Below are 19,402 nucleotides of genomic sequence, written 5' to 3'. Positions count from 1 at the left end.
GAATTCAGTCTAGCGGAACCGGGGTGCGCGTGACGCATTCATGAGCAATTCCTGCTCCGATGCAAATGGTCCCAGCAGCTTTAGAAGACGGTTTTCCTCTTCTCTTTCGAGCCTGTAGCGTTTTGCGAACTCGCTTACGCTCCAGACCTTGCGAAGACCGATCTGACCTGCATCGATACGCTCGCTCATGTGTTTCCCCAGCACGCATATCCGGTACAACGCCCGTTATGCCGAGAAGTTCCGCAGCGAATGAAGTTTCGACCGAGCCTTGGGCATCGTGCAGGGGAGCTAGCCGTCGTTGGCGGAGCTGAGATTCTGGGGGCGAATGCCGTCGTCAGCATTGCGTTGCCGAAGCCGGACCCCGGGGCCGGCGCCCGGATTGTCCTCGCCCGCCGCCAGAAAGACCACGCCCTTCGATTCCAGTGTGAGGCGCAATCGCTCGACGACAGCCGGATCCACGGCGGTCGCCGTTTCGGCCTCTTCGATTGCGTCGGTGGAAAGACCTGTGGTGTTCGCAAGCTCCGTCACTGATAAGCCTGCCATGGCACGCCCGGCGCGCAATTGTATTCCTGTAAGCATGTTTGGAATCTGGTGCGTGTGGACCGGAAGTCAAGCGGCCGAATTTGGCCCGGCCGGGATACGTTTCGTCTTCTGATGGCGTTGCTCGAGCGCAATACAGCCCCAGACTATGCCGAGCAGGAGATAGAAGTGTCGCCAGTGGTCCGTATCGATGACATTGCCGATCAGGCAGTGTCCGAGGATCGTGATCCAGGCGATCATCAGATGCGGCTGCCACGGACGTTCGCGGAGCAGGTATCTGAACCCGGCGGCAAGGGTCCAGCCGATCAGGACGACGTAGGAGATGAAGCCCAGCCAGCCATAGGTGGTGAGGGACTTCAGCCAGATATTGTGCTCGTCCTCACCGTACATTTTCCCGAGTTCCATCGGCCCGATGCCGAGCGGCCGCTCCATGGCCAAAAGGAAGCCGATCTTGTGGCGATCGAAACGGCCCATATGGGCACCGTCGTAGTCCTGAACGAGACGGGCGCGCGTCGTGAAGAGGTCGGCGACCTTGTCGAACTGCAGGGCGATGATCAGCGCGAGTACCAGAAGCACGACGGCAGCGAGCGACAGTGCCAGGATCTTCAGTCGGAACGCAGCGGTACGCTCCTTGAGCAGCATGAGGAAGATCAGTGACACGCTGCTGAACAGCAGCAATCCCCAGGCTGCGCGCGAAAAGGAAAGGAAGACGCCGAACACCAGGACAAGCAGGCCTGCGACGACAAGCGGGGCCTGTTCTAGCCGCCCGGTCAGAAGCCGGTGAAGGAGGTAGAGGATGGGGGCGATCAGAAAAGGCCCGAAGACGTTGGGATCCTGGAATGCTCCCATGGCGCGATCATAGCGCGTGAAGGCTTCGGCGCCGGGGAAGGCATGGAAATAGCCGAGAACGCCAAGTATCGAGGTAATAATGGCGGCGGCAACCCAGGCCTTGAAGATCAGTTCAAGACGCTGCGGCCGTTCCTCGATGACGGCGGCATAAAGAATGGTCGTGAGCGCCAGGAACGTCGAGACCGCGACATACATCGGTCCGCCGCCGATATCCCGCATCACCAGCAGCGACAGCATCCCGCCGACATTATAGAGGAGCAGCAGGGCAAGCGGGACCGCGACCGTTCTCGAAATGGCCAGCCCGAACAGGAACCAGATCACGATCTGCACCGCCATGATCAATTCGTAGGGCGCCGGTTCCGACATGACGAAGCCGGAGAGGAAGACGCCGAAGGCGATCATGGCCGATCCCGACAGGCCCGCGAGCGATCGGCGGACATCAGAGGCGCGGACATCGTGGGATATGACGCTCAATATGCGTTTTCCACGTTGAGCAACCGGATCGGGGTCAGGAACAGGATCTTCAGGTCGAAAAGCAGCGACCAGTTCTCGATATACTGGAGATCGTAGGCCGTGCGCATGCGGATCTTTTCGTCGCTGTCCAGTTCGCCGCGCAGGCCGTTGATCTGCGCCCAGCCGGTAACACCCGGCTTGACCCGGTGACGGGCGAAGTAGCTCTCCACGACATCCACATAGCGGCGATCACCGGTTTGGGCGTGGACCGCGTGCGGCCGTGGCCCGACGAGCGACAGGTCGCCCCGCAGGACGTTGAAGAGTTGCGGCAACTCATCGATCGACGATTTGCGCAGAAAGCGTCCGACGCGCGTGACCCGAGGATCCCCCTTTGTCACCGCCTTCTTGGCGGTCGGATCCGACAGGTTGGTATACATCGAGCGGAACTTCAGAACGTCGATCACCTCGTTGTTGAAGCCGTGACGCTTCTGCACGAAGAGAACCGGTCCTTTCGACGTGGCCTTCACTGCAATGGCGGCCCCGATCATCACCGGCCAGAGGAGAGCGATGGAAAGCAGGCAGAAGGCAATGTCGAACGTGCGCTTGGCGACCGAATCCCAGTCGCGGATCGGTTTGTCGAAAATGTCGAACATCGGCACGCTGCCGATGTGCGAGTAGGACCGGGGCCGGAAGCGCAGGCGGTCCGTATGTGCGGCCAGCCGGATATCGACCGGCAGGACCCACAGCTTGCGCAGGAGCTGCAGGATGCGGGCCTCGGCAGTTGCCGGCAACGCGATAATCAGCATGTCGACACGGGCCAGGCGGGCAAATTCCACCAATTCCGCAAACGTGCCAAGCTTCGGATAGCCTGCAACCACTGCCGGCGAGCGCGCGGAGCCCCGGTCGTCGAAGATGCCGCAAATGCGGATATCGTTATCGGCCTGCTGTTCCAGCGCGCGGACCAGCTGCTTTGCAGGGTCGCCGCCTCCGACGATCACCGCGCGCCGCTCCATGATGCCGTTTCGGGCCCAGTGGCGTATGCCGAATGCCACCAGCTGGCGCTCGATGAGCAGGAACAGTTCGATGCCGGCAAGCCAGGTGAGATAGCCGGTTATCGAGTGGGCCTGACCTTGCGCCAGATAGAGGCCTCCCGCCGATACGAGAAAGCCGACAGCGCCGGCTGCAAGTATCTGCCTGCGGGCTACCGAGGCGCTACGCAGCGATGGGATGTGATAGGCGTCCGCCACTTGCATCAGCAGCACGGTCACGATCGCGCCTGCGGTCACGGCGGCGAGGTTCCAGCCCAACCCTGTCCCTTCGGCTCCAGCCAGCGCCGTGGCAGCAAGAAGGCCGATGGCCAGAAATGACATGAATTCGAGGAGGCGGATCTGGCCGATCAGCATCGACGGGGAATAATTCTCGTCGCGAAACTGTTCGGCGATCTGAAGTGCGAATGCGTTGAGTACGGAGGCCGGTTCGGCCTCCGTGGCCCGCGCGGACTCGTCCGTCATCTGACCCGAGGCCTGACGGCGCAGGGATTCGATGTCGAATTGGTCCTTTTTGCCCAGTTCGTTCAGCGCACTGATCCTCCTGCGGCATACCTCCGGCCGCTCTGTCACCCGGACTAGCAGGAAGTTGCTAAAAAACGCTTTAGGGCCTTGTGTTCCGATATCAGGCGCTGAGCACGTTCCGGTACAGGTCGAGCATGTTGCTCGCCATGGCGGACGTCGAAAATCTGGACCTGAATTCGGTGGCCTTGGGCATGACGCGGTCGTGCCAGTCGGGATCGGTGGCAGCCAGTGCCATGATCCGGGACAGGTCGGTGGCATCACCGGGGGTGGCGAGAGCCTCGCTCGCGGCGCCCAGGATTTCGGGAATTCCTCCGACGCGGGAGGCGATGACGACCTTGCCGGCCGCAAGGGCCTCGATGACGATGTATGGCATGGCCTCGGCGCGAGACGGGACGACGACGGCGCGTGTCATGGCGAAAGCCTCCCGTGCCGGCATGGCGTCCTGCATCCGTATCCGCCGCATGAGGCCGCGTTCGAGGATCATGGCTTCGTAGCGATCGCGGTCCGGCCCGTCGCCGATCATGAGCGCGGACAGGGGGCGCCCCAACTGACGTTCTGTCTGCGCGAATGCTTCTATGAAGATGTCCGGTCCCTTCAGGTCCCGCAGCATACCGATATAGAGGAAATCGACGGCATCGGAACCCGCCGGCACCGGCTCGAATTCCCGGTCGCGAACGCCATTGAGGATGACCTGCTGGCGGGTGTGAGAGTGCCCAACCTTCGCTTCGTAGGTGCGTCGCTCATAGTCGCATACGAAGACGAGGGCGTCGGTGAAGCGCTCCTGGAAGCGTTCCAGCCGGAGGATCGCCTTGCCGGTCAGGCTGGACGCATCGAAGTGCAGGCTGCCGCCATGCGGCGAATAGAGGCGGGCTACGCGAAACTTGTTTACCCGCAAGGTTGAGCCGATCAGACGGGCAAGTGCGCCACCCTTGGCGCCGTGTCCGTGCAAGATGTCCGGCCGCAAGCTCTTGATATGCTTATAGCTCCTGTAAAGGGCTGGGAGATCGGAAGGCGTGATGGCGCGACGCATCGGGATCCGCGTCAGGCCCAGGGAAAGCAGTGGTGTTATGCTGTCGAACAACCGGTCTTCATGGGCGCCGCCCGTCGTGCTGTCGCACAGAATGCCTACCTCGTGGCCGGCCGCCCGCTGTTCTTCGACCAGATCGCGGACATGGCGAAAGATGCCGCCGACCGGCGATCTGAAGCAGTGCAGGATTCGCAGCTTTGCGGCATCGGTCATGGTCGATCAGAACAGCCGCTCGCGGACATAGATCGTATCGCCGGCAAGTACGGGGCTCGAAACCGGCGTCCGCCCGCTGATGGCCTGGCCGTTGATCCTCCGGGTTACGTCGGCGTCGCGCTGGTAGCCGCGCGGGGTGAAGCCGCCGGCAATTGCGACCGCGTTTTGGATGGTCATGCCGGGAACGTAGGAATATTGTCCAGGCCGTCCCACTTCGCCCATGACGAACACGGGCCGGTAGCGATCGACTTCGATCGTCACATCCGGGTCGCGGAGATATCCCTGCTTGAGGCGGGCAGCGATCGCACCTTCAAGCTTGGGAAGGGTCTCGCCGCGGGCGGCGACCTGGCCGATCAGCGGGAAGGCGATGTAGCCTGCCTGGTCGACCGTATAGCTATTGGACAGGCCGGGCTGCTCGAACACGGTGACGCGAAGCCGGTCGCCGCTGTCCAGGCGATAGGGTTGAATGGTTGCTTCCTGAAAGGACTTCGGTGCGGGCTGCGATGTCGAACAGGCCGTCAGACCCATCGCCACAGACGCGAGGGCGAGTGCCATCAGGGATGTTCTGCGTGCGAAGGGCATTCGCTTCAAGCTCCGGCTGTGCAATTGGACAGACCCGTTATCGAACCATTAGGGTTAATACCGAGTAAAGCCCACGCATCCCCCGGTCGTCCGATCGCAGCCATTAACCGTCGCGTTACCATACGGGTTTACCATCGCGCGTATTGGCAAGGTTGGAGCTTGGGCATGTCGGGCGTAATGGGCAACAATCAGGACGCGGATATCGATCTGGGGCGCCTCGCCTCGGCGGTCTGGCAGCGTCGAGGAAGAGTGCTCGGCATTGCTGTTTTTGCAGCCGGGGTCTCCTTCGCTGCAACGACCTTGATGACGCCCAGCTTCAGGGGGGAGGCGAGGCTGCTGATCGAGTCACGCACACCCAGTTTCTCGGGAGCGCAGCCGCAAGCGGGCAATGATCCCGTCCTGGATGCACTCAATATTGCAAGCCAGGCCGAGGTTTTGCAGTCCAGCGATCTGATAAAGCAGGTTGCCCGGGATCTGCGTCTATATGAGGTCGCCGAGTTCGACCCGGACAGCCAGTCTCTGTTTCCAAATCCTCTGGTCCTGCTGGGTGTCAAGCAAAACCCCCGGGACCTGGCACCGGAGGAACGTGTCGTCCGTGAATTCCGGGAGAAGCTTAGGGTATTCCCCGTCGAGAACTCCCGCGTCATCGCGATCGAGTTCTCTTCTCACGATCCAAAACTCGCGGCTGCGATCCCCAACGAGATGGCAGAGGTCTATCTGACGCTGCAAAGCGGCGCCAAGCTCGACACGCAGTCAAACGCGGCAAAATGGCTTGAGCCGGAAATCGCCACGTTGACGGAACGCGTGCGGGAAGCCGAGCGGAAAGTTGCCGACTATCGCTCCGATGCCGGCCTGTTCCAGACGACCGAGACCAGCAGCTTCGCATCGCAGCAGCTGAACGATATTTCGACAGAGCTTGCTCGCGTCCGCGGCGAGCGTGCCAATGCGGAAGCGCGGGCGGAAAATGTCCGCACTGCGGTCGAGGCTGGCAGGGAATCGGACACTCTGGCGGATGTCGTCGGCTCGCAGGTCATCCAGCGGCTGAAAGAGACCGAGGCCAATGTTCAGGCGCAGATCTCGGATCAGGCGACCGTGCTTTTGGAAAGCCATCCGCGCCTGCGGGGGCTTCGGGCGCAGCTTCAGGGCATTCAGCGACAGATCGGCAGCGAGACCCGGAAAATACTCTCAAGCCTGGATAACGAGGCGGAGGTTTCTCGTATTCGCGAGCGCCAGCTTGTCCAGCAGCTGAACACGTTGAAGGCGGATTCCGCCAGGGTTGGCGAAGACGAGGTCGGACTGCGCGCACTCGAGCGCGAGGCGACCGCACAACGGCAGCTTCTCGAAACCTATCTTGCCCGCTATCGCGAGGCCGCATCCCGGCAGGATCCTGGCTCGGCACCGGCCGATGCCCGCATCGTTTCAAGCGCCATCGAACCACGTGAGCCGTACTTCCCCAAGGTGCTGCCGATCGTCATCGTCGTGACGCTCGCGTCGCTGATCCTCAGTGCGATCGCCATCATGATGAGCGAGCTCTTCTCGGGCAGGGCATTGCGCTTCCCTGACGAGGGTGAGGAACGGCCGATCGAAGCGCAAACGGTCGCACGCCAGATTCAGGCCGATGCGGTTGCGGAATTCGACCGGCTCAACGCTGATGTTGAAGACGTGCGCGAGGAGCCGGAACTCTTGCAGCCTGCGCCTGTCGTGGCTGCAGTCCAGGCATCAACCCGAACCATGGCATCAGTCCCAACACCTGCCCCAGCATCACCTCCAACACCGGCCTTGGCCACGGACGAGCCGTTCAGCATAGAGACCGTTGCGACATACCTGCTTCGCTATGACGTATCCGTTGCCATAGCGATATCGCCCGAGGGCGACCGGGGATCGACTGCCACCGTCTTGTTGGCGCGAGAAGTGGCTGATCGCGGGCAATCTGCCATCGTCATCGACATGACGGGTTCGGCATGCCCGACCCGATTGATGGTAGACGGCCCATTGCCGGGTATCACGGATCTTCTTTGCGGCGATGCGGCGTTTGGCGAGGCGATCCATCAGGACCGCGTTTCCGAAGCTCATATCGTTCCGCACGGAAACGCCGATGCGGTTGCCGCAATGCGTGGTGTCGAACGCCTGACAATGATCGTCGATGCACTTTCGGACGCCTACGACCTCGTTCTCCTGGAATGCGGTCCGGCAGATGTGGAGGGTGTGGCGCGCCTGACCCGCAGCCGCGACGCCGAGATCATCTTCTCGGTGAGCGATCCTGACGGCGAGGCGCTTGCCGATCTGGTGAAGAGCTTCAAGCTCGAAGGCTACAACAATCTGCTGGTGATGGCCGCAGACGTGGCCGCACTCAACTCCGACCGCAGCCGGGCTGCGTAACATTGAGGAATTGCTAGCGGCTGACGGCGGTCCGAAGCTTCTGCATCAGTGAATAGAGGACCGCGTTCTTCTTGACCGCGGCTTTCACGCGAGGGAGCGCGGCGAGCACGGGATAGGCAAGCCGGCCGCGCCGCGTTAGCGGCAGGAGGATGTCGTGCAGGACCGTCTCCTGCGTACACCAGCTGCGCTTGTAGGGTTGGTCGCCCAGGCCGAAATCGAAGACGGTCGCGCCCTCTTCTATGGCCTGCTCGATCATCAGGCGGAACAGCAGGTCGCCGGGACTTGCCTCCGGATGAAGCCCTTCGTCAATTGAACTGAACTGACAAAGGACATGGCCGCCCTTGCGCGACAGCGCCGCGATGGCGGCAATGCGCCCGTCCTTTTCTTCTCGCAGTCGGATCGCGTGCATGGTGAGGATGCGGTCTGGTCCGTCCCGCGACCGGTCGATGAGGGCGTGCAGAAATGCACGCACGCTGGCTGGCTGGAATACATCCGGCAGACCGAAGGCGGCGAACCGTTGCGCCTTCTGCTGAAAGAAGAGATCGAGAAGCGCATGCTGTTCGTCGGCAGACCCTGGGCATATGTGATCGAAGCCGCCGACCGCGTTCAGCCGGCGACACTGGATCCGGTATCTCCGATTCCGGGTCTTGGCGTTCAGCTGGCGGATCGTCTGCTCCGTATCGCGCAGCAGGGGAAGCTGGAAGGTCCGGGTCGGATGTTCGGCGGTTGCGAGCCGGCCGAATGGATGCGTAAAGCCGCCCCATGTCCGAGCGAGCGTGTCGACCAGCAGGAGGTCGGCACTTCGGGACAGGATTTTGCTTAGGGATTCGACGATTAGCCGGAGTTCCTCCGGCGAAGGATCAGGAAAGTCGGCGCTGAACAAACCGCTGTTGAGGTTGTTGAAGCGGCCGCCGGGCACGGTCGCTATCCGCAAGGTGAGTTGGATCGCTTGCTCAAGCGGCAGGATGAGGACTGTACGATCGTGCATCCGGCCCCGGACTATAAGCGGCGCCCGGCGGTGGGTGGACCACCACGCCATGCACCAGTCGAAGTCCTGATGCAGAGAATTGCGCGGCAGCGCGGCGAGCAAACGCCATTCGGCTTCCAGTTCGGACGGATCATCCACGACGTCCAGGCGCAGATCGGCGAAAGCGAAGAGGGGCTCCGCCGCAGGCGTCGGTGCGGCCTTGTCGGCGGACGTCACATACTGGGCGTTTGAAATTGGCATATGGAGTCTGTCCCGGGCTGCAACGGGCAACATAGGGCAGACCTGCCAATTTTGAGTTTACAGGAGGTCCCGAACGTTCCTCACCATCGTGTTATGGTTAAGCGCGCTGGAACGGAGCTGTCAGTTCTTCTTGCGAACCGGCCCTGCCATCCACTTGATGATCAGCATGGCGGGCAGGATCCAGACGAGGCCCGAGAACAGGAAGTAGAGCAGGTGGACCCACCAAGGGTAGGTCGCAAGCGTCAGGGTGGCGATCGTGGTCGCAAGCAGCGCGTAGACGATCACCAGGCAGATGATCAGGATTGTTCCAATGAAGCTCCGCAGGCGTTGCGGCATCTGTATTCTCCTGGCGTTCTGGCGCGTAAAATGGCCGCGACTGCATGCCGCAAAGCGCCGGGGCTTGTTTTGCACGGGTCCATGGGGCAAATCAACGCCAGAAACCGGGGCATTTTGACTTGCCACCGCCAATCCCCCAGGAGTGACGATGTCAGCGGCCGACGTAACAGCAGTGGAAATCCTTGGACACACGCATAAGCGTGAGCGCGATCGCAGGCTGGTGCGCATCTGGCTCGGCATCGTGATCGTCACGCTCTTCTGTCTCGTGATCGTCGGCGGCGCAACGCGCCTGACAGGTTCCGGTCTTTCCATCACCGAATGGAAGCCGATCCACGGGATCATTCCGCCGCTATCCGCAGGCGAGTGGCAGGAGGAGTTCGACCTCTACAAGCGTATTCCGCAATACCAGCAGATCAACAAGGGCATGTCGCTGGACGAGTTCAAGGGGATCTTCTGGTGGGAATGGGCGCACCGTTTCCTCGCCCGTGGGATCGGCATCATCTTTGCAGTGCCTCTGGTCTTCTTCTGGCTTGCGGGCAAGATCGAGCCGCGCATTCGCCGGCCGCTGATAGGTCTGCTCGCTCTTGGCGGGTTCCAGGGCTTCATCGGCTGGTGGATGGTATCCTCGGGCCTGAGCAAGCTCACCAGCGTTTCGCAATATCGTCTTGCCGTCCACCTGACGATCGCCTGTCTGATCTTCGCCGCCTGCGTCTGGATCATGCGTGGACTTGCGCCGCACAGCGACGACACATCTCCCAATAGGCGGGCCAAGGCCGGGGCGGCTCTCGTTGCGGTTCTCTGCATGGTGCAGATCTACCTCGGCGCGCTGGTTGCCGGGCTTGACGCCGGATTGACCTACAACACCTGGCCGCTCATGGACGGCGCTATCATCCCCGGCGATCTGTTCATCCAGCAGCCGTGGTGGATCAATCTTTTCGAGAACCCGAAGACAGTGCAGTTCGTGCATCGCATGGGTGCCTACGCGCTGCTCCTCCTGGCCATCTGGCACATGGTGGCGATGCTGCGTGATGCTCCCGGTACGACGCACGCCCGCCGTTCGGTCGTGATGCTCGGGCTCATCCTTGTTCAGGCCGGTATTGGCATCGCCACGCTGCTGTCGCAGGTGCATCTCCACACGGCGCTGGCCCATCAGGGCATGGCGTTGATCGTTCTGGCCTTTGCCGTCGCGCACTGGCGCGCCTTCGTTGGCGAGTACCCGCATGAAGTGACGGTCAAGGTTCTGAACTAGGTGCTGCCGAGGGCGGCATTGACGGCTTCAGCGACAGCTAGTTCGTTGTCGCGTTCGACATCATTGCCGTCCTCGTCATGCCATGCTGCCGACAGGCAGCCATAGGCAAAGGCGTAGCGCAGGATCGTGCGGATATCCCGGTTCAGCGTCTCGGCAAACACCTGCGCCATCCAGACGATCCGCTCCTCGTCTCGGGTAAGGTCGATACGGTCCATCGGATTGGAGAACATGTTGGCGACATCGAGCGCCGGGTCTCCGACCAGTCCGGCTGGATCGATGACGATCCAGCCGCGCGGGCTGAGCATGACGTTCTCATGATGCAGGTCGCCGTGCAGCGGCTTCATGTCCGGCTGGTTGGCCAGAAGCTCCTGGGCCATCACCGCGGCTTCGACGTAGATGCTGCTGCCGTTGGCGGAGCGATCCTGCTTCGCCTTGCGGAACAGGCTTTCGAAATAGCGGTCGAGCGGCTGCAGGCTTGCGGGTGGCCGCTGGTCGGAAGCGCCGTGATATTCCTTGAGCACTGCGGCTGCGATCATCGTCGCATCCCGGTCGCCATGCGAGGCAATCCGGTCCCTGAGCGTCAGGGTCCCCGCATGCTCCATCAGCAGGATATTGTCGGAGCGTGCGATGAGCCTCACACACCCGGCGCCATTGCGCCAGTCGAGGAAGTCAGCGCCGCGAAGGCTGTCGTCCAGGGCTTTCGGCTTCAACACCTTGACGATGTCGCGCTCGCCGCCGGCGCGCGTCACCTCGTAGACGGTGCCGACTACCGTGTCAGCAATCTGGCGCGCGCTCTCGACCTGCCAGACGGTAGGCAGTGATGGAAGCTTCGTCGTCATCCTGCCGAAAGCATGGCGTCCATGTTCTGCACGGCGGCGCCGGAGGCTCCCTTGCCGAGGTTGTCGAGGACCGCAACGAGATTGATGTGGTCGCCGCCGGGCGTGCCCAGGACGAAGAGCTTCATCGTGTCCTGGCCGGCAAGTTCCTCGGCGTCGATCCGGGCGAGGTTCTTGCTCTCCTCCAGGCCGACCACCTCGACGACCTTCTGGCCGGCATAATGCGCCACCAGCACCTTATGCACGCTCTCGCGTGTAAAACCGTTCTTCAGATCCTGCAGGAAGAGCGGCACCTGGACGATCATTCCCTGCGGGAACCGTCCGACAGCGGGGGAGAAGAGCGGCGCGCGGTCCAGCAGGCCGTGGATCTCCATTTCCGGCACATGCTTGTGCTTCAGCGTCAGGCCGTAGACGAAGTGGTTGGCCGAAATCGCGTCCTCGCGGTCAGGGTCTTCCATCTGTGCGATCATCTGCTTGCCGCCGCCGGTATAGCCGGACACCGCATTGACGCTCACCGGATAGCCGTCCGGCAGGACGCCGGCAGCCCGGAGCGGCCGGATGAGGCCGATTGCTCCCGTCGGGTAGCAGCCGGGATTGGAGACAAGGCGCGCATCGCGGATCTTCGCCTTCTGTGCCTTGTCCATCTCTGCAAAGCCGTAGGCCCACGAAGGATCTACGCGGTAGGCCGTCGACGTGTCGATGATGCGTACCTTGTTATTGCCGGCGAGCATGCCGACAGCTTCGCGCGATGCATCGTCGGGCAGGCACAGGATTGCGATGTCAGCGCTGTTGAGCAGGTCTTCCCGCATGGCCGGATTGCGGCGTTCGGCTTCGGGGATAGACAGGAGATCGAGGTCGCGGCGGGCGGCCAGGCGCGTGCGGATCTGCAGGCCCGTAGTGCCGTGTTCGCCATCAATGAAAATCTTTGCCATCGCCCTTGTCCCGTCAATTCAATTGGTTAGCGCAGTCGGTTGACTCGATCTTCGAGCACGTGCCGATGCCGCATCAGCGTCCTGCGAGCCGTTCCGCCTTCAATCCAAGCATATACATGGCCACCGTTGCACCAGCAATGGCGGTTACGTCCGCATGATCGTAGGCAGGAGCCACCTCGACCACGTCCGCACCGCGGATATCGAGCCCCTGCAATTTGCGCAGCACCGAAAGGATCTTGGCGCTGGAGGGGCCGCCTGCGACCGGTGTGCCGGTGCCCGGCGCGAAGGCCGGGTCGAGGCAATCGATGTCGAAGGTGAGGTAACAGGCACGGTCGCCGACATGGGCGAGGATCTGGTCGGCGATCGCCTGGGCGCTGAGATCCTCGACCTCGTATCCGTGCAGGATCTTGATGCCGAAGTCTTGCGGGGCGTGTGTCCGGATGCCGATCTGGATGGAGCGGGCAGGATCGATCACGCCTTCACGCGCGGCACGAGCCACGAACGAGCCGTGGTCGATGCGCTGGCCGTCGTCGTCCCAGGTGTCCTGGTGCGCGTCGAAATGGACCAGCGCGAGGGGACCGTGCCTGGCCGCATGCGCCTTGAGCAGCGGCCACGTGATGAAATGATCGCCGCCAAGCCCCAGAAGAAAGGCGCCCGATGCAATAATCGTCTCGGCTTCCTTCTCGATCAGTCCCGGCGTCTGCTGGTGGTTGCCGTAGTCGAGCAGCACATCGCCATAGTCGATGACGGCCATGGCCTCGAACAGATCACGCGAGAAGGGGTATTGCGGGTCGTTGTCGAAGATTGCCGACGCACGCCGGATGGCCTGCGGCCCGAACCGGGCGCCGGGCCGGTTGGACACGGCGGCATCGAAGGGGATGCCGAGAACGACGGCGTCGATCCCTTCCAGCGATTTGGAGTACCTGCGCCGCATGAAGGAGAGGGCGCCTGCATAGGTCGGGTCGGTCGCTGCACCGCGGACAGACTTTGCGGTGAACGCATTGTCGATGGATTTGCTCGCCATGTCGTCTCGTTCCTATGTCGTCTCGTTCCTATTTGCCAAAACCGTAGGCGCGCTCAACCCGAGCGATCCGCACCTGATATTCCTCGTACCACCGCTCGCGTCCAAGCTTTTGTGCTGCCATATGCGACACGACGGCTTTCCAGGCCCGGATGCTCTCTTCGTCCGCCCAAAAGGAGTTGGTGATGCCGAAGCCATCGGTGCCCCGCGCGCTCTCGACCCCCAGAAAGCCCGGCTGCTCGCCGGCCAGTTTCACCATGGTATCGGCCATGGTGCCATAGCCGTTCTCGCCCTCGGTACGACGGGAAGAGAACGCGACAATGTAATAGGGCGCTTCTGGCAACTGGGCAAAAGGTGAGGCTGAAACTGTCGACATGATAGGCTCTCGGTAGCGATGGAGATGGCCGGCATGTTGAGTATTGCGGCGTGATGCGCAAATTCCAAATCTTGATCGATGCTGCAAACGAAAAAAGGCGGAGCCGAAGCTCCGCCTTTCGAAAGTCTGCAGTCCGAAACGATTAACGCTTCGAGAACTGGAAGGACCGGCGGGCCTTGGCCTTACCGTACTTCTTACGCTCGACGACGCGGCTGTCGCGGGTCAGGAAGCCACCCTTCTTGAGTACGGCGCGCAGGGCCGGCTCGAAGTAGGTGAGGGCCTTGGACACACCGTGACGAACGGCGCCGGCCTGACCGGAAAGACCACCACCGGTAACGGTGGCGATGATGTCGAACTGGCCGGAGCGGGCAGCGGCGACCAGCGGCTGCTGCAGGATCATCTGCAGGACCGGACGGGCGAAGTAAGCCGTGAAGTCACGGCCGTTGATGATGATCTTGCCCGAGCCAGCCTTGACCCATACGCGGGCGATGGCGTTCTTGCGCTTGCCGGTTGCGTAGGAGCGGCCCTGCGCATCGACCTTGCGGACGTGAACCGGAGCCTGGTTTTCGGTCGCCGGAGCGAGGTCCTTCAAAGAGGAAAGATCGGCCATTATCAGGCGCTCCTTGTGTTCTTGCTGTTCAGCGAAGCCACGTCGAGAGCGACCGGCTGCTGTGCTTCATGGGGGTGGTTCGAGCCGGCGTAAACGCGCAGGTTCTTCATCTGGCGACGGCCGAGCGGGCCGCGCGGAACCATGCGCTCAATGGCCTTCTCGAGAACGCGCTCCGGGAAGCGGCCTTCGATGATGGCGCGTGCTGTGCGCTCCTTGATGCCGCCCGGGTAACCGGTGTGCCAGTAATATTTTTTGTCGGAATACTTCTTGCCGGTGAAGACGCACTTTTCCGCATTGATGATGATGACATTGTCACCGTCGTCGACGTGCGGGGTGTAAGTGGCCTTGTGCTTGCCGCGCAGGCGATTGGCAACGAGGGTGGCGAGGCGACCGACAACGAGCCCTTCGGCGTCGATGATGATCCACTTCTTCTCCACCTCGGCGGGCTTCTGAACGAAGGTCGACATGGTGTTACTCTTTCTTTTGAACCCGGGACTTCGACGGATCGAAGCGAGGGCGTTTCTTGTTGCTTGAATTGGCGGCCAAGAATCCTGTGAGGAGAATATGCCGTCAAAAAGAATGCCGACCACGAGGGTCAGCAATCTGCCGTGGCTTATACCGGCAGGTCATTTTTCCGTCAAGGCAGCGGATTATGGGCGTCCAAAAAAATACCCTGTGAAATCAACCGTCTAGATATGGGGTATTATTGTACCTCATTCTGCCGTGGGGGAATCGAATAGGTCGCCGTCGCCTGGGCGACTGCTTCACCGCTGCTGTCCTGCGTGAGGATGGTGTCGATGACCGCCAGCCGCCTGCCCAGCTTGAGGATGCTGCAATTGCAGAAGAGCGGCGAAAGCTTCGGCTTGCGCAGGAAGTTGACGTTGAGGCTGGTCGTGACGGCAAGTGCGACTGGCCCGATATGCGCGAGGATGGCCGCATAGGCAGCGACATCCGCCAGCATGACCATCGATGGTCCCGAGATGGTGGCGCCGGGCCGCAAATGCCGCTCCTCGGGATCTAACCGCATCGTGAGGCCGCCCGGTCGGACATCCGTGATCGTCAGCACGCGGCCGTCCATATGGATCTGCGGAAACTCGCGGTCGAGGAAGTCGTGGATCTCCTCCATTGTCATGATCGGCTGCATGTTTCCTCCCGGCACTGTCCATCCGACTTAGCAAGAAATTGCGCAAGCTGCAGCCAGGGAGTGCTGGCGCGACAGAAAATCGGATAGGCGGCGGTGCATTTTGCCGGACATAGCCTAGATCTACACGGAGCTTCAAATCCGTTTTGGGAATAGCCATGAACCACGACCGCTACGACAACGACTATATCGCCGCCATCCTCAAGGGCACGAAGACGATTGCCCTGTTGGGAGCCTCACCCAATCCGGATCGGCCAAGCCACGGAGTCATGCGTTTCTTGCTGACCAGGGGCTACAGGGTCATCCCGGTCAATCCGGGGCAGGCTGGCAAGGAAATCCTCGGCCAGAAGGTCTATGGCACGCTTGCCGATATTCCCGAGCCAGTCGACATGGTCGATGTCTTCCGCAATGCGCAATATCTCGATGGAATTGTCGACGACGCCCTTGCGCTGCCGCAGAGGCCGAAGGTGATCTGGGGGCAGTTGGCCGTGCGGGACGACAAGGCTGCCGCCAAGGCGGAAGCCGCTGGCATCCAGATGGTAATGGACCGCTGCCCGGCCATCGAATATCCGCGGCTGATGACCTGAATCAGCTCATCAACTGAGGTGATGTGTGCTGAAGTCCCGCAAGATTGTCCGCGTTGCTGCAATATCGCACGTATTCCCGCTCCAGCACCTGTGCAGCCAGATCGCGGTGGCAACGGTCCTTGGACTCGCACAGCGAACAGTTGATCTGCATGTCGCGGAAATGGGTGGGATGTAGCCGCTGCACCTCGGCTGGATCAATGTTGAGCTCCAGCATCAGCGCCTTCAACTCGTCGGCGGAGTGAGGCCCGGCCTTTGCCAAGAGCTTCAGCTGGTCCGCCGAAAGCCCGCAATCATATGCGATTTCCTGTAGCGTCCGTTCGTCGAGGCGGCCGATAACATCTGCCTCGGTTGCGGCCTGCAAGGCCTCGGAGCACCAGTGCATGAAACGTGATGCAATACTGCGGCGATCATGTTGAGCCTGAATTCCCATGGCCAGCTCCTTTGACTTTCCATCAAGGATAGCGATGGGGAAACAAATTTCCTTGATCGGGATCAAGCAAACGGCTTTCTTGTTGCAAAATACAATTCTGCCTGACGGAGGAAGACATGACGACACAGAACCCCGGTTTCTCGACGCTCGCCGTCCACGCCGGTGCTCAGCCCGACCCGACGACGGGCGCACGGGCAACGCCGATCTATCAGACCACGTCCTTCGTCTTCGAGAACGCCGACCACGCCGCGGCGCTCTTCGGCCTTCAGCAGTTCGGCAACATTTATACCCGCATCATGAATCCCACGCAGGCGGTGCTGGAGGAGCGCGTGGCAGCGCTCGAAGGCGGCACCGCAGCGCTCGCCGTCGCTTCCGGCCATGCGGCGCAGATGCTGGTCTTCCACACGATCATGCGGCCGGGCGACAACTTCGTTGCAGCACGCCAGCTCTACGGCGGCTCGGTCAACCAGTTCGGCCATGCCTTCAAGAACTTCGACTGGCACGTTCGCTGGGCGGATTCCTCCGACCCGTCGAGCTTCGAGAGCCAGATCGACAGCCGCACCAAGGCGGTCTTCATTGAAAGCCTCGCCAATCCCGGCGGCACGTTCGTCGATATCGCAGCGATCGCCGATGTCGCCCATCGCCATGGTCTGCCGCTCATCGTCGACAACACGATGGCGTCACCCTATCTCGTGCGGCCACTGGAGCACGGTGCGGATATCATCGTCCATTCGTTGACGAAGTTTCTGGGCGGGCACGGGAATTCCATGGGCGGAGTTGTCGTCGACGGCGGGACCTTCGACTGGTCCAAGTCCGGAAAGTATCCGATGTTGTCGGAGCCGAGGCCCGAATATGCGGGCATCGAACTGCACAAGACCTTCGGCAACATCGCCTTTGCAATCGCGTTGCGGGTGCTCGGTCTGCGTGATCTCGGGCCGGCTATCTCGCCGTTCAATGCCTTCATGATCCTCACGGGTATCGAGACCTTGCCGCTCAGGATGCAACGGCACAGCGACAATGCGATTGCGGTGGCGAAGTGGCTGAAGGGGCACGCCAAGGTGGCCTGGGTCAATTATGCGGGGCTCAACGACGATCCGAACTACGATCTGCAGCAGCGCTATTCGCCCAAGGGTGCTGGTTCCGTATTCACTTTCGGCCTGAAAGGTGGCTATGAGGCGGGCAAGTCGCTCGTTGAGGGGCTGCAGATGTTCTCGCATCTCGCCAATATCGGCGATACCCGTTCGCTGGTGATCCACCCTGCATCGACGACGCACCGGCAGTTGAGCGAAGAGCAGCAGGTCTCGGCCGGTGCCGGGCCTGACGTCGTGCGCCTGTCCATCGGCATCGAGGATCCGGCCGACATCATCGCAGATCTCGATCAGGCATTGGCAAACGTGGCCTGATTTTACTATAGAAGCTGCTCATATAGTCGTTTTTACCAGGTTGGCCGGTATTGGCTGGCTACAGAGGTTGCTGTTTGCTCCTCTGTAGTGGGTGAAACCCGAAGCAACCTCAGATAGGGGCGGGGACGCAGTGTCCCGCTCCAGTGGAGAATTCCCGTGAGCGAGCAGTCAATTCTTCGGCTGTCGATCGCCGTCACGGTCGTATTGGCCGCATTCGGTATTACCGTCGGTCTCTTGTCCGGCTCCTTTGCCATCGTGTTCGACGGCTTTTATTCGCTGTCCGATGCCTTCATGACGATTCTCGCATTGCTGGTCTCGAAACTCATCGCGGCGTCCGCCGAACCGACGTCCCGAGGCAAGCTCATCGATCGCTTCAGCGTCGGCTTCTGGCACCTGGAACCGATGGTGCTCGGCCTCAACGGCACGCTTTTGATGGGCGCGGCGGTCTATGCCTTTATCAGCGCCGTCGGCAGCCTGATGACGGGCGGCCGACCCATCGATTTCGGCCCCGCCATCATATTCACCGTCGTCACTGTCACGGTGTCGCTCGGCATGTGGTTCTTCTGCCGGCGGGCGAACCGCGAGCTGAAATCCGGTTTCGTCGCGCTCGACATCCAGGCGTGGCTGATGACGGCGGCGCTGACTTCGGCGCTGCTGGTCGCCTTTGTCCTCGGGTACTCGATACACGGTACGGAGTTCGAATGGTTGAGCCCATATGTCGATCCGGCCGCGCTCGCTATCATCTGCCTCATCATCGCGCCGGTGCCGTTGGCGAGTGTCCGCCAGGCCGTCGCCGACATCCTGCTGGTGACGCCGGTGGAGTTGAAGCGGCATGTCGATGCTGTGGCGGAAGACATCGTCGAGCGTCACGGCTTTCTGTCCTATCGCGCCTATGTCGCCCGCGTCGGCCGAGGCAAGCAGATCGAGATGTTCTTCATTGCGCCGTCAGACTGGCCGGCCCGTCACCTGTCGGAATGGGATGCGATCCGTGACGAGATCGGCGAGGCGATCGGCGACGAGGGGCCTGACCGATGGCTGACCATCGTCTTCACCGGCGATCCGGAATGGGCGGATTGACGTGGTCACTTCTCCTGCGATGGAGAAGTGCGGCCGCTCGTATTTATTCGCATTTTATTAAACATGTTTCGATTTGGCACGCGCTTGGCCTCAATCCTTTCCCAACCTCGTGCGTTGATTGCCGGAGTTGAGCAGGAGAATGGACATGAACAAATTCCGGCAGAAGACCGTATTGGTCGTTGAAGATGAGGCACTCCTTCGGTTTTCCATCGCGGACACCTTGGAAGATGCGGGCTATGCGGTTCTCGAAGCATCGAGCGTATTGGAGGCGGTCGGCAAACTCGGCCAATATGAGGATATCGACGTCGTTCTCACGGACGTTGATATGCCTGGTGCCCTGAACGGACTAGATCTCGCACGAATGGTGGTGGAATGCGCTCCGCATATCGCCGTCATGGTATCGTCCGCACGCCGCGCTTGCGATCTTGCCGATCTTCCCTCTGCCGCGCACTACCTGCCTAAACCCTTCACGCCTGTTGGCATGCTGTCTTCTGTCGGAAAGATTCTGTCTTTGAAGGCGGTAGAGGCGGAAAAATCGGCGGCGTCCCGTCGCCGCGCCTGA

The 19,402-nt window shown here is 61.4% G+C and carries 22 protein-coding genes; 6 read left to right on the top strand and 16 right to left on the bottom strand.

The annotated features are described in order from the left end of the window. Nucleotides 1-9: 9 nt before the first annotated feature. From LH464_RS05080 to LH464_RS05055, 6 genes are all read right to left on the bottom strand, one after another. Entirely contained in the window at nucleotides 10-189 is a 180-nt protein-coding gene (locus LH464_RS05080) for a hypothetical protein (protein ID WP_226785282.1), read from the bottom strand. Between the two features lie 99 nt (nucleotides 190-288). Then, nucleotides 289-543 (bottom strand): DNA-binding protein, encoded by a 255-nt coding sequence (locus LH464_RS05075; protein ID WP_226785281.1) that lies wholly within the window; start codon nucleotides 541-543, stop codon nucleotides 289-291. 66 nt (nucleotides 544-609) lie between these two features. Further along, nucleotides 610-1,863, bottom strand: a complete 1,254-nt coding sequence (locus tag LH464_RS05070) for an O-antigen ligase family protein (protein WP_255648269.1) — start codon at nucleotides 1,861-1,863, stop codon at nucleotides 610-612. Continuing rightward, nucleotides 1,860-3,419, bottom strand: coding sequence for an undecaprenyl-phosphate glucose phosphotransferase (locus LH464_RS05065; RefSeq protein WP_226785356.1), 1,560 nt, complete (start codon nucleotides 3,417-3,419; stop codon nucleotides 1,860-1,862). Before LH464_RS05065 ends, LH464_RS05070 begins: the two co-directional genes overlap by 4 nt. Before the next feature lie 94 nt (nucleotides 3,420-3,513). Then, a complete protein-coding gene (locus tag LH464_RS05060; RefSeq protein WP_226785280.1) occupies nucleotides 3,514-4,653 on the bottom strand; it encodes a glycosyltransferase family 4 protein in 1,140 nt (379 codons plus the stop codon). A 6-nt stretch (nucleotides 4,654-4,659) separates the two neighbouring features. Further along, nucleotides 4,660-5,235 (bottom strand): polysaccharide biosynthesis/export family protein, encoded by a 576-nt coding sequence (locus LH464_RS05055; RefSeq protein WP_226785279.1) that lies wholly within the window; start codon nucleotides 5,233-5,235, stop codon nucleotides 4,660-4,662. A gap of 165 nt (nucleotides 5,236-5,400) precedes the next feature. On the opposite strand from LH464_RS05055, the gene LH464_RS05050 reads away from it, so the two are divergent. Continuing rightward, a complete protein-coding gene (locus LH464_RS05050; protein ID WP_226785278.1) occupies nucleotides 5,401-7,614 on the top strand; it encodes a Wzz/FepE/Etk N-terminal domain-containing protein in 2,214 nt (737 codons plus the stop codon). A gap of 13 nt (nucleotides 7,615-7,627) precedes the next feature. Here LH464_RS05050 and LH464_RS05045 read toward each other — a convergent pair whose 3' ends face one another. Together LH464_RS05045 and LH464_RS05040 are read right to left on the bottom strand one after the other, a co-directional pair. Beyond that, complete coding sequence (locus tag LH464_RS05045) at nucleotides 7,628-8,842, bottom strand: GNAT family N-acetyltransferase (protein WP_226785277.1); 1,215 nt, start codon at nucleotides 8,840-8,842, stop codon at nucleotides 7,628-7,630. A gap of 120 nt (nucleotides 8,843-8,962) precedes the next feature. Next, the gene (locus LH464_RS05040; RefSeq protein WP_226785276.1) at nucleotides 8,963-9,178 is read right to left on the bottom strand and encodes a DUF2842 domain-containing protein; all 216 of its coding nucleotides are present in this window, start codon (nucleotides 9,176-9,178) and stop codon (nucleotides 8,963-8,965) included. A gap of 148 nt (nucleotides 9,179-9,326) precedes the next feature. Between LH464_RS05040 and LH464_RS05035 the strand changes: the two genes are divergently transcribed. Continuing rightward, nucleotides 9,327-10,427, top strand: coding sequence for a COX15/CtaA family protein (locus LH464_RS05035; RefSeq protein WP_226785275.1), 1,101 nt, complete (start codon nucleotides 9,327-9,329; stop codon nucleotides 10,425-10,427). Here LH464_RS05035 and LH464_RS05030 read toward each other — a convergent pair. The 7 genes from LH464_RS05030 to LH464_RS05000 form a co-directional block, all read right to left on the bottom strand. Beyond that, complete coding sequence (locus LH464_RS05030) at nucleotides 10,424-11,266, bottom strand: aminoglycoside phosphotransferase family protein (protein ID WP_226785274.1); 843 nt, start codon at nucleotides 11,264-11,266, stop codon at nucleotides 10,424-10,426. The genes LH464_RS05035 and LH464_RS05030 overlap by 4 nt on opposite strands. Further along, nucleotides 11,263-12,195 carry an N-acetyl-gamma-glutamyl-phosphate reductase gene (gene argC / locus LH464_RS05025; protein ID WP_226785273.1) on the bottom strand — a complete coding sequence of 311 codons (933 nt, stop codon included), beginning with the start codon at nucleotides 12,193-12,195 and terminating at the stop codon, nucleotides 11,263-11,265. Before argC ends, LH464_RS05030 begins: the two co-directional genes overlap by 4 nt. Nucleotides 12,196-12,268: 73 nt before the next feature. Continuing rightward, nucleotides 12,269-13,219, bottom strand: a complete 951-nt coding sequence (gene speB / locus LH464_RS05020) for an agmatinase (protein ID WP_226785272.1) — start codon at nucleotides 13,217-13,219, stop codon at nucleotides 12,269-12,271. 28 nt (nucleotides 13,220-13,247) lie between these two features. Then, complete coding sequence (locus LH464_RS05015) at nucleotides 13,248-13,592, bottom strand: antibiotic biosynthesis monooxygenase family protein (protein ID WP_226785271.1); 345 nt, start codon at nucleotides 13,590-13,592, stop codon at nucleotides 13,248-13,250. Nucleotides 13,593-13,734: 142 nt separating this feature from the next. Further along, nucleotides 13,735-14,202: a 30S ribosomal protein S9 gene (gene rpsI / locus LH464_RS05010; protein WP_226785270.1), complete on the bottom strand. Its 468-nt coding sequence runs from the start codon at nucleotides 14,200-14,202 to the stop codon at nucleotides 13,735-13,737. 2 nt (nucleotides 14,203-14,204) lie between these two features. Continuing rightward, nucleotides 14,205-14,669: a 50S ribosomal protein L13 gene (gene rplM, locus LH464_RS05005; protein ID WP_226785269.1), complete on the bottom strand. Its 465-nt coding sequence runs from the start codon at nucleotides 14,667-14,669 to the stop codon at nucleotides 14,205-14,207. Nucleotides 14,670-14,905: 236 nt separating this feature from the next. Next, entirely contained in the window at nucleotides 14,906-15,346 is a 441-nt protein-coding gene (locus tag LH464_RS05000) for a PaaI family thioesterase (protein ID WP_226785268.1), read from the bottom strand. 155 nt (nucleotides 15,347-15,501) lie between these two features. On the opposite strand from LH464_RS05000, the gene LH464_RS04995 reads away from it, so the two are divergent. Further along, nucleotides 15,502-15,930 (top strand): CoA-binding protein, encoded by a 429-nt coding sequence (locus LH464_RS04995; RefSeq protein ID WP_226785267.1) that lies wholly within the window; start codon nucleotides 15,502-15,504, stop codon nucleotides 15,928-15,930. Between the two features lies 1 nt (nucleotide 15,931). Here the strand turns inward: LH464_RS04995 and LH464_RS04990 are convergent, their stop codons facing one another. After that, nucleotides 15,932-16,360, bottom strand: coding sequence for a DUF6455 family protein (locus LH464_RS04990; protein ID WP_226785266.1), 429 nt, complete (start codon nucleotides 16,358-16,360; stop codon nucleotides 15,932-15,934). Nucleotides 16,361-16,476: 116 nt separating this feature from the next. Here LH464_RS04990 and LH464_RS04985 point away from each other — a divergent pair, with 116 nt between their 5' ends. The 3 genes from LH464_RS04985 to LH464_RS04975 all read left to right on the top strand — a co-directional run bounded on the left by LH464_RS04985 (nucleotide 16,477) and on the right by LH464_RS04975 (nucleotide 19,402). Beyond that, nucleotides 16,477-17,763, top strand: a complete 1,287-nt coding sequence (locus LH464_RS04985; RefSeq protein WP_226785265.1) for an O-acetylhomoserine aminocarboxypropyltransferase — start codon at nucleotides 16,477-16,479, stop codon at nucleotides 17,761-17,763. Nucleotides 17,764-17,919: 156 nt separating this feature from the next. Continuing rightward, complete coding sequence (locus LH464_RS04980) at nucleotides 17,920-18,840, top strand: cation diffusion facilitator family transporter (protein WP_226785264.1); 921 nt, start codon at nucleotides 17,920-17,922, stop codon at nucleotides 18,838-18,840. 145 nt (nucleotides 18,841-18,985) lie between these two features. Continuing rightward, nucleotides 18,986-19,402 carry a response regulator gene (locus LH464_RS04975; protein WP_226785263.1) on the top strand — a complete coding sequence of 139 codons (417 nt, stop codon included), beginning with the start codon at nucleotides 18,986-18,988 and terminating at the stop codon, nucleotides 19,400-19,402.

This window comes from Pseudorhizobium xiangyangii (assembly GCF_020531965.1).
GTDB classification, from domain to species: Bacteria; Pseudomonadota; Alphaproteobacteria; order Rhizobiales; family Rhizobiaceae; genus Neorhizobium; species Neorhizobium xiangyangii.
This window is presented reverse-complemented; position numbering and strand designations above follow the sequence as displayed.

Coding starts and splice junctions, on each gene's coding strand:
- LH464_RS05055 (WP_226785279.1), bottom strand. CDS start 5,235: ATGCCCTTCGCACGCAGAACATCCCTGATGGCACTCGCCCTCGCGTCT.
- LH464_RS05050 (WP_226785278.1), top strand. CDS start 5,401: ATGTCGGGCGTAATGGGCAACAATCAGGACGCGGATATCGATCTGGGG.
- LH464_RS04995 (WP_226785267.1), top strand. CDS start 15,502: ATGAACCACGACCGCTACGACAACGACTATATCGCCGCCATCCTCAAG.
- LH464_RS05075 (WP_226785281.1), bottom strand. CDS start 543: ATGGCAGGCTTATCAGTGACGGAGCTTGCGAACACCACAGGTCTTTCC.
- rpsI (WP_226785270.1), bottom strand. CDS start 14,202: ATGGCCGATCTTTCCTCTTTGAAGGACCTCGCTCCGGCGACCGAAAAC.
- LH464_RS05030 (WP_226785274.1), bottom strand. CDS start 11,266: ATGACGACGAAGCTTCCATCACTGCCTACCGTCTGGCAGGTCGAGAGC.
- rplM (WP_226785269.1), bottom strand. CDS start 14,669: ATGTCGACCTTCGTTCAGAAGCCCGCCGAGGTGGAGAAGAAGTGGATC.
- LH464_RS05035 (WP_226785275.1), top strand. CDS start 9,327: ATGTCAGCGGCCGACGTAACAGCAGTGGAAATCCTTGGACACACGCAT.
- LH464_RS05015 (WP_226785271.1), bottom strand. CDS start 13,592: ATGTCGACAGTTTCAGCCTCACCTTTTGCCCAGTTGCCAGAAGCGCCC.
- LH464_RS05000 (WP_226785268.1), bottom strand. CDS start 15,346: ATGCAGCCGATCATGACAATGGAGGAGATCCACGACTTCCTCGACCGC.
- speB (WP_226785272.1), bottom strand. CDS start 13,219: ATGGCGAGCAAATCCATCGACAATGCGTTCACCGCAAAGTCTGTCCGC.
- LH464_RS04975 (WP_226785263.1), top strand. CDS start 18,986: ATGAACAAATTCCGGCAGAAGACCGTATTGGTCGTTGAAGATGAGGCA.
- LH464_RS05060 (WP_226785280.1), bottom strand. CDS start 4,653: ATGACCGATGCCGCAAAGCTGCGAATCCTGCACTGCTTCAGATCGCCG.
- argC (WP_226785273.1), bottom strand. CDS start 12,195: ATGGCAAAGATTTTCATTGATGGCGAACACGGCACTACGGGCCTGCAG.
- LH464_RS04985 (WP_226785265.1), top strand. CDS start 16,477: ATGACGACACAGAACCCCGGTTTCTCGACGCTCGCCGTCCACGCCGGT.
- LH464_RS04990 (WP_226785266.1), bottom strand. CDS start 16,360: ATGGGAATTCAGGCTCAACATGATCGCCGCAGTATTGCATCACGTTTC.
- LH464_RS05040 (WP_226785276.1), bottom strand. CDS start 9,178: ATGCCGCAACGCCTGCGGAGCTTCATTGGAACAATCCTGATCATCTGC.
- LH464_RS05080 (WP_226785282.1), bottom strand. CDS start 189: ATGAGCGAGCGTATCGATGCAGGTCAGATCGGTCTTCGCAAGGTCTGG.
- LH464_RS05045 (WP_226785277.1), bottom strand. CDS start 8,842: ATGCCAATTTCAAACGCCCAGTATGTGACGTCCGCCGACAAGGCCGCA.